The sequence below is a fragment of the Alkalibacillus haloalkaliphilus genome (assembly GCF_007991275.1).
Classification (GTDB): Bacteria; Bacillota; Bacilli; order Bacillales; family Alkalibacillaceae; genus Alkalibacillus; species Alkalibacillus haloalkaliphilus.
Map to the genome: position 1 here is coordinate 106134 of NZ_BJYA01000013.1, position 16199 is coordinate 122332.

A 16199-nucleotide genomic window follows, 5' to 3' on the forward strand; every position below is an offset into this window, starting at 1 on the left:
AGTGACCTGTATGTAATTAGTATTAAAAAAGCCACTTCATGTCCTCCATATACTTTCATGTATTAAAATAATAAGTCATAAGTGTAAAAATACCTGTTAGATACATTGCCTCGTCTTCATCTGTAGTCATTGGACGAAAGTAGTATTTATATCCTTTTTCTCGTTGACCTCTACCTATCACCGTGTTCCCTACAAACACCTCTACTTGACTGTTCGTAACGTATGTTTGAAATACATATTCCGTTTGTCCTATAGTTGCTTTCAAACGTCCTTTTAGTTTCGTCGCATTTTTGAAAGACAGATCCGTTCTAACTTCTCCAACCTTTTCACCATTTTCGAATATTGCCCAACGATCATTTCCAATCAACCGATTTTCTTGTGGATTCTCAAAGGTTATTGAACGACCGTCCTTCAGTTCAAACATCAGATTTAAATACCAACGCCCTGATTGTCGCATAGTTTCTGCGACTAACATTTTCCACGACGATTGGTAATAGCGTCTAAATTGTCCTTTTAATAGTTGTTCAGCATAAAGTGGTTTCCATTGGTTAAACACCCAGTCACCTAAACGAATGACCCAAGCGCCTTCACTGTTAATAGGTGCAAAACTTTGATCTTTTTTCACTTGATGTCGCTGAAAATATAAAATTCCAATTGCTGCTAAAGGAAATAGCAATAATAGCAGAAACTGATTTATTTCAAACTCACCTACTACGATCATCCGAAGAGATAAACCAATTAAACCAGCTATCGTTAAAAGTATTAAGTAACCCATTTTTAACTCCTTCACCACTTGTAAAAATATTTAATATGTTGTTATATCAAATGATCTAACGTCTTTTAAATTAATCATCATATAAGGAATCGAGGTAATCAAAAATTTCATTGTCGTCATCTAAAACTTTGTATTCTGTAAAACCTTCGTCATCCAAAACGGCAATAGACGTTTCAGATACTGTGTAATATTGCTCACTTCCATCTTCAAAGTGTATATATAAGTCGAAAGCTTCAGTTCTTTCTTCGATTCTCCCACCATTATAAACACGCATATCACTGTTTAAGAGATCATGGACTTCGTTTTCTTCCTCAATTGCAAATTCTCGGTCATCATCAGGTTTATGAATCATTGTTCGATCAAAAAAACCTCCTGTTGTTATGGTTATCCCTTGACTAACAGCTAAGTGTTCAATTTGATCGAAATCTTCTTCACTTTCTAAATGCTCTTTAACCACATTGGAAAATGTAGTCGGTAAGGAGGTTAACGATATATTAAAATAAAGCATAACAAGGCTAATTAAAAATATAAATCCAAGGGTAAACCAGGTTATTTTATCCTTTTTTGACATAATCAACCCATCCATTTTCTGACTTTTCTTTATGGTATTATAATTAACTCATGCATACAATAGCCATTTACAAAAATTAGAAAAAAACAGATTAAAGCAGAAACCTTGAATGAAGCACACGTGAAGAGTCGAGTTCTTGCTCAAAGCTGCAATTTATAGAAAAGTTACTATGTCCCTCTCTACCCTTAACAACAAACTCATACCAAAAAACGCCTGAGAAATGCAGGAAATCAACATTTTCCCTCACACTTCTCAGACGTCTATTCAAACTTTATTATTACAAAACACCCGATTTGTAATGACTTTTTTATTGGCTTGCTATTTCCTCACTAACTTAGCAACTGACTCGACATGATGAGTTTGAGGAAACATATCAACAGGTTGAACTTCTTCAACTTTATAACCGTTCTTCACTAAATACTTCATATCGCGCGCTTGTGTTTCTGGGTTACATGAGACATATACAACACGCTTCGGCTTAAGCTTTACAACACTTGATAAAAAGGCTTCGTCGCTGCCGTTTCGAGGTGGGTCTAAGATGACGACATCGGCTTTTTCACCGTGACTAGCCATTTGGACCATGAATTCGCCAGCATCACCTTGATAGAACCTAGCATTATTTACACCGTTACGCTTTGAATTACGAATCGCATCACGAACGGCATCTTTGTTTGACTCGACACCAATTACTTTTCCTGCTTTTTGACTCGCAATTAGACCGATTGTTCCGATTCCACAGTAAGCATCAATAACAGTCTCTTTACCAGTCAATTCAGCCATTTCAACTGCTCTACCATACAGCTTTTCAGTTTGAGCTGGGTTAATTTGATAAAAGGATTTCGGTGAGATCTCAAACTTCATACCACATAAAGTGTCAGTGATTGTTCCTTTACCAAACAGAACTTTTTCTTGATCACCTAGGACCATACTCGTGTCTTTGTCGTTAATATTTAAAAGGATCGTTGAGATTTCAGGATGTTCTTTTCTTAACGCTTTAACGAAATTGTTCTTACCTTTAAAGATTGGTGAAGCAGCGACTAAGACGACCATAATTTCTCCACTTGTTTTACCGACTTTAATGAGGACGTGTCTTAAAAATCCTTGTCTTGAATCTTCGTTATATGGGATCATTTTGAACGACTTCATCATGCCTTTAATCGTATGGACGATTTGATCTGCTTTCGGATCATGGATGATACATCGATCCATATCAATGATGCGGTGTGTATTTTGTGCATAAAGTCCACCGATAATTTGGCGGTTTCTCGTTAGACCAAATGTCATGGTATTTTTATTACGGTAATCCCACGGGTGATCCATCGTCATAATTGGTTCTGGCTTCACGAAAGGCTTCATGAGATGATCGACTGTATTTTGTTTTAATTGATCTTGTGCTGAACTGTTCATATGTTGAAGCTGACAACCACCGCAGTCATAATAATACGGACATGGCGGCTTTGCGCGGTCTTTAGATGGTTTTAAGACACGTTTCAACTTTGTGTTATAGTACTTCCCTTTTTTCGTGATCGCAATTTCTGCTGTTTCACCAGGTAAAAGGTAAGGTACTTTTAATTGCTTTCCTTCCCAATCGACAAGCCCCTTACCATCATTGGCCAAGCCGTTACATGTCAATTCGGCTGTCACTGCTTTTTTGCCTTGATTTGGTGGGTTACCTTGATTACCTTGAGGTTTACCCTGATTTTTTGGTGCAGCGTGGTTCTTTTTCTTACCATGTTGCTTTTGTTCTTTATTTGATTTTTTGAATGAAGCATTATTTTTACGTTTTGACATAAGCACTACCTAACTTTTCTAATCTTTGACATCTCATTATATACTACCCTAAACCGATAGTAAAATAAGAAGTTAGTTTAGGAAGCTGCTTGTTGTTTAACTGATTCGTTCTGTACAACTTTAATTGTACTGTTCGCTTCTTTATAAGCTAAATAGACAAAGAATACAGCAATAATCAAATATGCCACTGCATAGTCTGGTGCTGCATTGATCGCCAGCTCAGGTGCGTGCATAAATCCGACAAATGATAAACCTGCTGCAATAATTGAGAACATGGCCGCCTTAATGAATTGTCGATCGATAACAAACACTGTGATCGCACCTAAGATGATCGCTGTAAACATCGCCCCTTCCCCAAGTGGGACAATTCCTTCAGAGATTTCAGCAACTGTTGCGCCGGCATCTGTATTAAAACGTGTCATGACGTAGTTTGCGAAATAAGGAAGCATCGCGATCGTAACAGCTGGGAAGTATTTCGTTTTATTCGATTGAAAAGCTGTTCCAACCATAGAGAGGCCTACAAACACTAGGATAGGCGCAATTGCAGCTAAAGGAATAATTGCAGATAAAGCGGCAATCACACCTGTTACGGCTGCAACACCAAATACAATAGCGTTTAAAATACTATAACCACGCCCTGCTCCCATTTCTTTTGAACCAACTGATGCAATGTAGACCGTCGTTGGGAATAAGCCACCAAATATCGAACCAAGCATGGTACCAACGCCGTCCACAGCTTGACACTCACGGACATCATAACCATCACCAGCAGCATCCATCGCATCGACATTGTTCATCGTTTCAATCGAATTGTATAGCGTTATAGGTAAAATAACAGCTAACAACCCTACTAAAGCAGTAAATAAATAACTCATGCCATCAAATGCTGCCAGACTTGGAATGAGTGGATAAAACCCGACATTAGAAAGCCCTTCTGCAATTTGTCCTGTTGATTGATAACCTAACGTAAAAGCTAATACTGTTCCGATCACGATCGCAAATAATGTCGGAGGAATGTTAAATGGCATGGCGATTTTACCAATAACACCGACAATAATGATGACTAGTGCGACAAGGCCTACTACTGGGATTGAGAACGTATTAAATAACATCTCACCAGCTACAAATGTAAATGCTACACCAGCAAGCGCACCTAATAAGGCAGCTCGTGGAATTTGCGCACGAATCCAATTACCTGCGACACTCGCTAACACTTGGATTAAACCACTAATAAACGCTGCTGCTACAGCAATTTGCCAAGCAAGCTGATAGTTATCGGTTAACGTATATGCCGGTACTAAAACGCCAAATAAAAATACGAACATAACTGGGGTACTGATCCCGTAAGACAGCGCTGTAACATCGGTCCGTCCTTCTTTTTGAGCTAGTCGTTTTGCCATATAAGCGTAATACAGGTTTCCGACGATTACAGCAACTGCTGCACCAGGAATTACTTGCCCAAATACAATACTCACTGGAAAGCCTAACCCTAACATCGTCACCGCGATAATAACGAAATTCGCTAAATTGTTTTGAAATAAGGCGAAAAACGCATCTGTATCTTCTTTTTTAAACAATGGATAATTTACTGTTTGATTCATGATTAATGCTCCTCACCGTTTATTTTGTCGCTAGTTCTTCTAAAAATGTCACTTTCGAACCTTCCAATGATTGAATCCGAGCTAACGATTCAACTCTATAACCTTCTTTTTCTAGTATTTCTCGTCCTTCTTGAAAGCTCTTTTCAATAACAATGCCAACCCCAGCAACAGATGCGCCCGCTTGTTTGACTACATCTATTAACCCAAGTGCAGCATTTCCATGTGCTAAAAAATCATCGATTATTAAAACGTGATCATCAGATGATAAATAACTGTTTGAAACCGTAATATTGTTCATCTCTTGCTTCGTGTAAGAGTAAACACCACTCGAATAAATGTTGTCTTTCACTGTAAGAGACTTTTTCTTACGGGCGAAGACGAGTGGAACGTCTAATTTATTTGCAGCCATAAAACTTGGTGCAATGCCAGATGACTCAATTGTGAGCACTTTTGTAATCTTGCTATCTTGAAATCGACTAACTAACTCTCTTCCAATGTTCATCATTAAATTTGTATCTATTTGATGGTTTAAAAATTGATCAACTTTCAACACGTCATCAGATAATACTGAACCTCTCTCTATAATCGCTCGTTGCAACTGATCCATATTTGTTCCTCCTTTGTTCGTCTAAAAACTTCTGTAAAATAAAAAAAGCCGAATACCCTTAACCACTTTGACTAAAGTGATTTCAGACATTCGACTTAGCTAATAAAAATTAAGTACGAAAATAACCAGGAATTTAATACACCTATATTAGGCATAAGCTCCCCGAGTATCGAAACCACTTGTAGTCAAGTTATTTACGGTAACTTGGTAGAGACTCGTGGACCTTATTTCCACTATTATACAAGTAGGTATTTATTAAATTGTTCGGTTATAAAAAAGATTGTATTATAAAAGTCTATTAATTTGAACCCCTAATGTTAAAAAAACGAACAAAAGAATTTTCTGGAAGTTAGTTAATTTATTGAATTGTCCGTTGTTGTTATTGTGATTCGCTTTCGGTGGATGCTTGTACCCACAGGGCACAAGTGCAACATCTGCTCAAACTTCCCTACGGTCGTTAGTCGCAGTGTTTTCTATGCAGGGGCACGGCGTCACCACCTTCGCTCATCACAATACAACAACTTAGTGGAAAAATTGTTAATAAAGTCTTCCTCTAATGTCTTCACCCAAGCAAAGCCAGCTCAATTAAGTTAGGGATTGAAATAAAACATACTAAAGTTTCGTTTGTAAGGCTAATCAGAAGTTCAAAAAAACCGCTAACACGCTCAAGTCTATGAACGTATTAGCGGCCAATTCCTTATATTAGAACCAATTTAACGGTTCCGGTTTTACATTTTGTAAGATATGCTTCGTTTCAGTATACTCTTCGATTCCTAGCTTTCCTAATTCACGGCCGATGCCTGATTGTTTATATCCACCCCATGGTGCGTGCGGGAAGTAAACATTGAATTCGTTAATCCAAACTGTACCCATGCGCATTTTTGCCGCACAGCGTTCAGCTTTGGCGATATCATTTGTGAATACGCCACCCGCTAAACCGTAAATCGAATCATTCGCTAGTTTTACTGCATCTTCTTCAGATTTGAATTTCTCAACTGTAATAATTGGACCGAACGCTTCATCTTGAACGATGTCCATATCCGTTGTACAATCCGTAAAAATCGTTGGAAGGTAGAAGAAACCGTCTTGTAGTTCTGGGTCTTCTGGGCGCTTACCACCAACAGCTAGAGTAGCACCTTCTTCGATTCCTCTTTCAACATACTTTTCTACTTTTCCAAGGTGTTCAGCAGAAATAAGTGGTCCCATTTGTGTATCGTCATCAAAACCACTGCCGATCTTAAACTGCTTCACACGTTCTACTAATGCATTTACTAAATCATCGTGAATACTCTCTTCAACGATTAATCTAGTACCAGCTGAACAAATTTGTCCTGCGTGGAAAAATACACCGTTAAGTGCCTGGTCAACTGCTAATTCAAAATCTGCATCAGCGAAAATAACGTTTGGATTTTTACCACCTAATTCAAGGGCAAGATTCTTCATGTTAGAACTTGCTGCTTGCATAATTTTCTTACCAGTATCAATTCCACCTGTGAATGAAATAAGATCAACGTCAACACTGCTTGAAAGTTCATTACCTACTGTAGCACCTGAGCCAAGTACTAAGTTAGCAACACCAGCAGGTACACCCGCTTCTTCCATTAATTCAAATGTTTTAAGGGTTGTTAATGGAGTAATTTCACTCGGCTTCATTACTAACGTATTACCTGTTACAAGTGCTGGCGCTAACTTCCAAGAAGCTTGTAATAATGGATAATTCCATGGCGTAATTTGACCACATACACCAACTGGTTCATGAACGACTTTACTAATCGAATTCGGCATTGGTGATTCGATCATTTCGCCGCCGTTTTTATCCCCAATATCTGCATAGTAATGGAAAACTCCAGCAATATCGTCCATGTCTCCACGGCTTTCTTCTACTGTTTTACCTGTGTCTAATGATTCTAGACGTGCTAACTCTTCACGATCACGTTCAATGAAGTTCGCAATTTTACGGACGATTTGACTACGTTCGATTGCAGGAAGTGTTGCCCATTCGCCATGATCAAATGCCTCACGAGCTGCTGCAATCGCTTCTTTAGCATCTACATCATCACCTTCTGGAACAGTTGCAACAACTTCTTGATTGTATGGATTAATAATGTCACGCGTTTGACCTGACTTAGCATCTACCCATTGACCATTAATGTATTGTTTCAGTTTTAAATTCAAAACGATCAACTCCTATTTATAAAATTTAATGATAGCTATAAGAGGCGCTGCCAATGCCCCTTTTCCTCAAGCATTTCAACAGCGCCTATTAAGTTTAAATTAGCTCTCTCTTGCACCAGCATCTACTGGGTCAACTTTATGACGGTAATAATCTAAATGAAGTGGCTCTAATGGCTTCTTACCACGAATTAAGTCTGCTGCTTTTTCTGCAAGCATTAAGACAGGTGCGTGGATATTACCATTTGTAATGTGTGGCATAGCTGATGCGTCAACGACACGCACGTTTTCTAAGCCATGAACTTTCATAGATTCAGGATCTACTACAGCCATTGGGTCTGATTTAGGTCCCATTTTTGCTGTACAAGATGGGTGAAGTGCTGTTTCAGCATCTTTCTTAACCCAGTCTAAAATTTCTTCGTCTGTTTGTACATCAGGTCCTGGAGAAATTTCACCTGAGTTATACTTCGCCATTGCTGGTTGTGACATAATTTTACGAGTGACACGTAATGCTTCAATCCACTCTTGGCGATCGCGTTCTGTTGATAAATAGTTGTACACCATGCTTGGGTACTCTTTCGGGTCATTTGATTTAATTTTAAGTGAACCGCGAACATCTGAATACATCGGACCAACGTGTACTTGGAAACCGTGTTTCGTTTCGGCTTTTTGACCATCATAACGAACCGCAAGCGGTAAGAAGTGGAACATTAAGTTTGGATAATCGACTTCATCGTTAGAACGGACGAAACCTCCACCTTCAAAATGGTTCGTAGCAGCTGCACCTTTACGCGCTAATAACCACTGCAAGCCAATCCATGGCATTTTCACTTTACTTAAGTTTGGTTGTTCAGAAACAGGTTCTGGACAAGCATATTGAATATACGCTTCTAAGTGGTCTTGTAAGTTTTCACCGACACCTGGCAAATCAACGACAGGTTCAACACCTACTGATTTTAAATGTTTTGCATCGCCAATTCCTGATAGTTGAAGTAGTTGCGGTGTATTAATCGCACCACCTGCTAAGACAACTTCACCAGCTTCTACTTGATGCTTCTTCCCGTTTCGTTCATACGTTAACCCTTTTGCACGACGGCCATCAAAATCGATATTTGATACAAAAGCACGTGTTTTAATCGTTAAGTTTTTGCGGTTTTTAATCGGATGTAAATATGCACGTGCCGCTGACATACGACGACCATTTTCTAAGTGCTTATCGAATGGACCGAAACCTTCTTGACGATAACCGTTAACGTCAGGCGTACGAGAATAACCTGCTTCAACAGCTGAATCGAAAAACGCTTGGAATAGTGGGTTTTTAGCAGGTCCGCGCTCTAAAGTAAACGGACCATCAGTGCCACGGTATGGATCATCTTTATCCGCTGCTGCTGTATTTTCTAAGCGCTTGAAATATGGAAGACAATGCGCATAATCCCAAGATTCCATACCAGGTTCTGAACCCCAACGCTCATAGTCCATTGGGTTACCACGCTGATAAATCATACCATTAATTGAACTTGAACCACCAAGCACTTTACCACGAGCGTGCTTAATACGGCGTCCATCCATATAAGGTTCTGGATCAGACTCATACATCCAATCATATAATTTCTTACCAGCTGGGAATGGTAAAGCTGCTGGCATTTGAATTAATAAGTCCCAAGAAAAGTCTTTACGTCCCGCTTCTAGTACGAGAACACTTTTACTACTATCTTCACTTAGACGGTTGGCTACGACTGAACCAGCACTTCCGCCTCCTACAACTACGTAATCATATCTTTCTGCCATATGAAAAACCTCCTTGAATATCTTTAACTTAAAGCAAGGATGAAAAGTAATATATAAATGGGGGTATAAATAACACTAAATAAATGAATCATCCGTTGCGTTAACTTTATTAAATTTTTTCTTAACGAATTTAACAAGTTAAATATAACACACGACTAAAAAGCTGTAAACTGTGAAGTAGCTAGATTGTTAAATTTCTTTTTAATAGGGTTCTTTAGGTATTCGGATAGTGGGCTTTTGGAGATACTAGAGTTGAAGTGATTTTTTCACATCTATGAAAAACGACTAATAAAAAGTTGGCTAACACGACATAAACTATGGAGGGCAAAATGTTATAATAGACTTAATTGAAGTTACCAACCTTAAAGGGGGAGCAAGTTGATTAATCAAGCAGTCCATACACTCAATCACTACTATGGGTTCTCTTCTTTTCGCCCTGGACAAGAAGAAGCCATTCATTCGATTTTAAATAAAAACAACACGTTAATGATCATGCCAACAGGTGGTGGTAAATCGCTGTGTTACCAGATTCCTAGCCTCGTTCTAGATGGAACGGCGATCATTATTTCCCCACTTATCTCATTAATGAACGATCAAGTTGAGGCATTGAACGCAACCGATATTCCAGCCACCTACATCAATAGCTCACTCGATGGATCCGAACAACAACATCGACTGAATGAAATGGTAAACGGCAACTATAAAATGGTTTACGTATCACCAGAGCGTTTTGAAACACCTCACTTTTTAAATATGCTAGAGAAAGTCGACCTTTCCTTAATCGCATTTGATGAGGCACATTGTATATCACAATGGGGACACGACTTTCGACCGAGTTATCGTTCTGTTGTTCCGTCCATAAAACAACTTTCACAACAGCCACCGACGATTGCTTTAACAGCAACAGCTACACAACAAGTCATTCATGATATTAAGAATCTATTAAACATTGATTCAGAGCATACGGTTGTGACTGGCTTTGCCCGTGAAAACTTGAAGTTTAAAGTCATTAAAGGCGTTAACCCAAACGATTATTTAAACGATTTTATTAGTACACATTTAAATGATTCAGGCATTATATACACCGCAACACGAAAAACAACTGATCAAATCTATGAAACTTTAAAGGAAAAGGGAATTGAAGTAGCACGATACCATGCCGGCATGTCAAAAGAACAACGCCAAGAGGCTCAAGCAGCTTTCATATCAGATGATGTCCAAGTCATGGTCGCAACGAATGCATTCGGTATGGGAATTGATAAATCAAACGTCCGTTACGTCATTCACTATGCCCTTCCAAAAAACATTGAATCGTATTATCAAGAAGCCGGTCGTGCTGGGCGTGATGGTGTGGAAAGTGAATGTCACTTACTCTTTTCACCAAGAGACATTCAGCTACAAAAATTTCTCATTGAACAGTCAGAACTCGAAGAAGAACAGAAGAGAGATGAGTACCAGAAGTTGCAAGATATGATTGCTTATTGTCATACGACCCACTGTTTGCAAGGTTACATTTTAGATTACTTCGGGGATCGTCAAGACTTTGATCAATGCGGAAAATGTTCAAACTGCCTTGATGATGGTCACAAAGAGGATATGACGAAAGAAGCTCAAATGATTTTATCGTGTGTAAAACGAATGAACGAAAAATTCGGCATAACACTAACAGCTAAAGTACTTAAAGGGTCCAAAAGCCAGAGAGTGACCGATTTTAAACTCGATCTGCTTTCAACATATGGCCTGCTAAGCCACTATACCGAAAAAGAGATTACTAATTTAATCAACTACTTAGTCGCTGATCAATATTTACAAGTAACCGATGCACAGTTCCCTGTGTTAAAACTTACAGCCAATGCCATTCCTGTTCTTAAAAATGAGGAAAAAGTGTGGATGAAAATTCCTGAACAAAAGAAAGCTGTTCAAACGGGCTACTCTGAAGAACTCTTCCAAGAGTTAAGAGAATTAAGGAAAGAAATCGCTGATGAGCAAAACTTACCGCCATACATGATTTTCTCTGATGCGACGTTAAAAGAATTAGCACGCCATGTGCCCGCAACACAACCTGAAATGCTACAAGTGAAAGGAATTGGGGAAAAGAAATACGAACAATATGGCGAGCCATTTTTAACAAAACTAAAAGCATTTCGAGAAGAGAACGAAGATGAAATCCTGGCCAATCGAACGGTTGAACCTGTACAACCAAAGATTAAGAAAGAGAATAAAGATCCTGACAAACCGAGTTATGTAGTTTCTTATGAGCTATTCACAGAAGGCAAAGACATTGATGAGATTGTTGAAGAACGATCACTTGCGAAAAGTACTATCACTAGTCATTTGTTCAAAGCATACGAAGAAGGGTATGAACTTGATCTAGCGCGGTTTTTCACAGGTGAGGCGGAACATGAGATTTTAACAGTTATTGATGAGTTGAATTTAGAAGAGTTTCGCTATAAACCAATTAAAGATGCATTATCTGATGACATCACCTATACGATGATTAAAGCTGTTTGTTTGAAGCATGAGTTTATATAAAGATAAAACGCCTGAAAGTAACAGAAAACTAATCTGTCGCTTTCAGGTGTTTTACACTTACTCAATAAAATCCAATGTTATAGTTTCTTCTACTTTAGTGTTTTGGTCTCCTTCTCGCCATTTAAAATCAACGATCATATCATGACCTTGATCATTTAACGTCCAAAAACTATAATTTCTGAAGTTAGTTTCTACTGATTCCATACTTGATAGTCGGTCTTCCTCTTTACCAATCCTCACTCTTTCTCCTGACGCGTATGTATGAATAACGACCGATCGAATCTCCTCTTCTTCTCCTTCATATGTATATACTGCATTAGCTTCCTCATAAACATCTCCTGAACCAGGAGAAAAGACGCCCGTAATTTCAACTGACCAGTTTTCTGATTCACCTTTAAACGTAAACTCATGTTCTTCTGGTTCATTGTTACATGCTGATAATACTTCAACATTTGATACTAACAAAAATTGAAGTGTGCCATCATGGCGTTCTCTTTTATCAACTATTGTATCCTCGTGCACTTTTTGAACATCTTCAACATTCTGATTCGACTGTCCGCACCCGCTTAGAGGAACAGTTATAATCATGAATACAATCACTTTCTTCATCTGAAATCACTCCTTAAATTTGAACACAAAAAATATTGAAACTTATTAAAGCTAAAGCCTCCAATCCTTCAGTTATTGTTGCTCCATGGTTTGCATATGTACCACTCCAAGATCTGATTATGGTCCATATAATCATGAATGAAACTATCAGGATACAAATTAACAAAACCTTTACACGCAGTTAACATAAAGCTAATAAATAGAAAATAGAATGTAATTAGATGGACCATTACAAAAAATTGAAAGCGCTGTAGTGTGTTTTCGTATGGATTTTCTTTTGACTTATGAAAAGTGTACATAATTGGAGGGGGAGGCTTATTATGACGGACCAAGTAGCTGCAAAGCAACTGATGGATCCAGCATCGCGTGACAAGGAAAAGCGGAAGAAAGCGCGGAAGAATTTTTGGACAGCCATGCTGTTCATGCTACCTGCCATTGCAATCATCGGTTTTTTCTTATTTTACCCAATGTTTAAAACGCTTTACTTTAGCTTTTTCGTCGTTAACTCACGTGGAGATACAATTTCATTTGCTGGGCTTTCGAATTACTTATACTTATGGGAGTCTTCAACATTCCGAACGAGTATGAAGGCAACATTTTTATTTGCCCTTTACACAGTACCGACAACGATTTTAGTTTCGTTATTCTTAGCCGTCATAACTAATGAAAAGGTACGTGGGATTCCATTTTTCCGTGTTGCATTTTCTTCAACGCTAGGGGTATCAGTAGCAGCCGGTGCGACGATCTGGTTAATTTTATTACACCCAAGTGTTGGGGTATTCAACAACCTCCTCGCTGGAATTGGGTTTGATCGAATCGGATGGTTAACGTCTTCAACATGGGCACTTATTTCAGTCTCGATTACAACGATTTGGATGAACTTAGGATTTAACTTCATTATTTTATTAGGTGGATTACAGAATATTTCTGAGGAATTATATGAAAGTGCGCGGGTCGATGGTGCAGGGTATTGGACACAGCTTTTCAAAATTACGATCCCTTTATTATCGCCAACACTCTTCTTCGTAAGTGTTGTGACGATTATTAACTCGTTCCAGTCATTCGGCCAGGTTGACATCTTAACAGGTGGTGGACCGAATAACAGCACGAACCTCATTGTTTATTCGATTTACAGGGAAGCATTTGAAAGTGGATTCTTTGGAACAGCGAGTGCGCAAGCCATGATCTTGTTTGCTCTTGTATTAATCTTAACGATTATTCAATTTAAGTTTGTTGAAAAGAAGGTGCATTACCAATGATGCGAAAAGTCATAATTTACATCTTACTCATCATTTCAGCATTCTTAATTACCTTCCCCGTTTTGTACGCGGTTTCAGCCAGCTTTATGACAACACAAGAGATCAACCGCGGGGCATTATTGCCGTCTAGTATTTCATTTGATAACTATGTGCGTGCCTTTACAAGTGTCCCACTTTTCCATTTCCTAATGAACAGTTTTATTGTGGCATTTGGGGTTATGGTCGCACAGTTAATTATTTGTAGTTTAGCTGCTTATGCAATTGTGTTCATCCCGTTTAAGGGTGCGAAAGTGATGTTCTTCCTCTTCGTGTCAACGTTATTAATCCCTTGGGAAGCAGCATTCTTAACTAACTACATTACGATATTAGATTTCGGATGGGTAGATACGTATACCGGACTCATGGTGCCATTCTTTGCGACAGCATTCGGGATCTTTCTGATGCGGCAGCAGTTTATGACATTACCGAATGAGCTTTGGGAGTCTGCTCAGATGGAGGGATGCACACATTTTCGTTTCTTCCTTTCGTTTGCAATGCCATTATCGAAACCGATCTTAAGTGCATTAGGTATTTTCGCATTCCTGACGACGTGGAACATGTACTTATGGCCGCTTTTATTAACGAACAATGATGATGTACGTACAGTACAAATTGGTTTGAAAATGATGATCTCTGCAGAAACCGGTACAAACTGGAATGTTGTTATGGCTGGGGTTGTCATGGTTTTATTACCAACATTGATTCTTTTGGTCTTGGGCTTAAACCACTTGAAACGTGGTTTGACGCAAGGGGCCTTAAAAGGATAAATAACTCTACTTAAAAAGGGGGAGATTTAGTGAAAAAGCTATTTAGTTTGGCTGTATTAGTCATTCTTTCTGTTTTCCTATTAGCTGCATGTGGCGATGATGATCCAGAAGTGGAGATGACAGATGATGGTAAACGTCTTGTAACATTCTGGCACGCGATGGGTGGCGGACCTGGTGAAGCAATTGACGAGATGGTTAATAGCTACAATGAATCTCAAGATGAGATCTACGTTGACGCTGTTTATCAAGGAAGCTACGAGGAACTTCTAAATCAGCTACGTGCTGTTGGTGGAACTAGTGAAGCGCCATCAATCGTACAGGTGTATGAGGTTGGAACTCAGTACATGAGCGAAAGTGGATTCATTGAGCCACTGCAAACGTTCATCGATGGAGATGACGATTTCAGCGTTGATAATTTAGAAGAAAATATACTAGGTTACTACCAGTTAGATGGCGACCTTTACTCAATGCCCTTTAACACGTCTAACGCGATCATGTTCTACAACAAAGACATGTTCCGTGAGGCTGGCTTAGACCCAGAACAGCCACCAAGAACATTCAGTGAGGTACAAGAGTACTCTCAGCAGCTAAATGATGCTACAGGTGAAGCCGGGTTCGCAATTTTAATTTACGGTTGGTTCTTTGAGCAGTTACTTGCGAATCAAGGGGGGCTTTATCTAAACAACGATAACGGCCGTTCTGCAGTAGCAGATGAAGCATTAATCAATGGTGAGGAAGGACAACGTATTTTCGAATGGTTAAATGAAATGAATGAAGCAGGTACACTTGGTAATTTCGGTCGTCAGTGGGATGATATCCGTACAGCATTTGCAGCTGAAAACGTAGCGATGTACCTTGACTCAACAGCAGCAACTCGCGGAAACGTTGAAGGCGCTGACTTTGAAGTTGGTACAGCGTTCTTACCAGTTCCAGACGGTATGGACCCACAAGGTGTGATCGTTGGTGGTGGTTCTCTATGGATGACAAACGGTATTGCTGAGGAAACTCAAGAAGCAGCGTTTGACTTCATTAAGTACACGGCTGACCCGGAAGTTCAAGCTGTATGGGCTGGAGCGACTGGATACTTCCCAATTTCACCTGAAGCGTATAACAACGAAATTCTTCAGGACATTTATGAGGAGTACCCACAGTTCACTACAAGTGTTGATCAGCTTCAAAATACAACATTAACGCCTGCAACCCAGGGTGCGTTAATGGGTGTCTTCCCAGAAGCACGTAACATTGTTGAGAACGCAATTGAAGCACTTTACCAAGGTGAGGACTCACAGGAGCTTCTCGATCAAGCTGCAGCTGATATCGAAGAACAAATTGAGCGTTACAACCAGCAGCAAGGTAACTAATTATTCAATCATGAGGAGGTCTCGCTTTGTCGGGGCCTCTTTTTTACATAAAGGAATTAGATGAAAATGGTTTTAGCTCTTTAACTTGGAAAGATTAAAAAACCCTCCGAAGCGAAAAGCCTTCAGAGGGTTTGTTATATCGTTCTCAATTTCGGTACATTGAATACTATTAAACTCTTTTAAATTAAGGTTTAATTAAACTATTACATCATGCCCGGGATAATTTCATTGTGTGTTATATTTTTAACCTGAGGTTCTAAAAGTGCGTTAATTCAATGACCTCATGAATTGTATGTGTAACATGTTTAATCATAAATAACCATTTTC

The 16199-nt window shown here is 39.0% G+C and carries 12 protein-coding genes and 1 riboswitch; of the genes, 4 read left to right on the forward strand and 8 right to left on the reverse strand.

Annotated features, from left to right (window positions below; all coding sequences use genetic code 11):
* Nucleotides 1–55: 55 nt before the first annotated feature.
* From AHA02nite_RS09960 to betA, 7 genes are all read right to left on the reverse strand, one after another.
* On the reverse strand, nt 56–775 hold the full coding sequence (locus tag AHA02nite_RS09960) for a hypothetical protein (protein ID WP_146816882.1): 720 nt from the start codon (nt 773–775) through the stop codon (nt 56–58).
* Nucleotides 776–845: 70 nt separating this feature from the next.
* Nucleotides 846–1346, reverse strand: a complete 501-nt coding sequence (locus tag AHA02nite_RS09965; protein ID WP_218025414.1) for a hypothetical protein — start codon at nt 1344–1346, stop codon at nt 846–848.
* Nucleotides 1347–1664: 318 nt separating this feature from the next.
* Nucleotides 1665–3137 (reverse strand): 23S rRNA (uracil(1939)-C(5))-methyltransferase RlmD, encoded by a 1473-nt coding sequence (rlmD, locus tag AHA02nite_RS09970; RefSeq protein ID WP_146816886.1) that lies wholly within the window; start codon nt 3135–3137, stop codon nt 1665–1667.
* A 77-nt stretch (nt 3138–3214) separates the two neighbouring features.
* Entirely contained in the window at nt 3215–4738 is a 1524-nt protein-coding gene (locus AHA02nite_RS09975; RefSeq protein ID WP_146816888.1) for a SulP family inorganic anion transporter, read from the reverse strand.
* 19 nt (nt 4739–4757) lie between these two features.
* A complete protein-coding gene (locus AHA02nite_RS09980; RefSeq protein WP_146816890.1) occupies nt 4758–5345 on the reverse strand; it encodes a xanthine phosphoribosyltransferase in 588 nt (195 codons plus the stop codon).
* A gap of 162 nt (nt 5346–5507) precedes the next feature.
* Nucleotides 5508–5609: riboswitch (purine riboswitch) on the reverse strand.
* Nucleotides 5610–6047: 438 nt separating this feature from the next.
* The gene (gene betB, locus AHA02nite_RS09985) at nt 6048–7520 is read right to left on the reverse strand and encodes a betaine-aldehyde dehydrogenase (protein WP_146816892.1); all 1473 of its coding nucleotides are present in this window, start codon (nt 7518–7520) and stop codon (nt 6048–6050) included.
* Nucleotides 7521–7619: 99 nt separating this feature from the next.
* A complete protein-coding gene (betA, locus tag AHA02nite_RS09990) occupies nt 7620–9305 on the reverse strand; it encodes a choline dehydrogenase (protein WP_146816894.1) in 1686 nt (561 codons plus the stop codon).
* A 378-nt stretch (nt 9306–9683) separates the two neighbouring features.
* Here betA and recQ point away from each other — a divergent pair, with 378 nt between their 5' ends.
* Nucleotides 9684–11837: a DNA helicase RecQ gene (gene recQ / locus AHA02nite_RS09995; protein WP_146816896.1), complete on the forward strand. Its 2154-nt coding sequence runs from the start codon at nt 9684–9686 to the stop codon at nt 11835–11837.
* Between the two features lie 57 nt (nt 11838–11894).
* Here recQ and AHA02nite_RS10000 read toward each other — a convergent pair whose 3' ends face one another.
* Nucleotides 11895–12446, reverse strand: a complete 552-nt coding sequence (locus AHA02nite_RS10000; protein WP_146816898.1) for a hypothetical protein — start codon at nt 12444–12446, stop codon at nt 11895–11897.
* Between the two features lie 320 nt (nt 12447–12766).
* Between AHA02nite_RS10000 and AHA02nite_RS10005 the strand changes: the two genes are divergently transcribed.
* Genes AHA02nite_RS10005 through AHA02nite_RS10015 form a run of 3 tightly spaced genes read left to right on the forward strand, consistent with a single transcriptional unit; the run spans nt 12767 to nt 15872 of the window.
* Complete coding sequence (locus AHA02nite_RS10005) at nt 12767–13705, forward strand: carbohydrate ABC transporter permease (RefSeq protein WP_146816900.1); 939 nt, start codon at nt 12767–12769, stop codon at nt 13703–13705.
* A complete protein-coding gene (locus AHA02nite_RS10010) occupies nt 13702–14511 on the forward strand; it encodes a carbohydrate ABC transporter permease (RefSeq protein WP_146816902.1) in 810 nt (269 codons plus the stop codon). The genes AHA02nite_RS10005 and AHA02nite_RS10010 overlap by 4 nt, the downstream gene beginning before the upstream one ends.
* 29 nt (nt 14512–14540) lie before the next feature.
* Entirely contained in the window at nt 14541–15872 is a 1332-nt protein-coding gene (locus AHA02nite_RS10015; protein WP_146816904.1) for an ABC transporter substrate-binding protein, read from the forward strand.
* Nucleotides 15873–16199 lie beyond the last annotated feature (327 nt).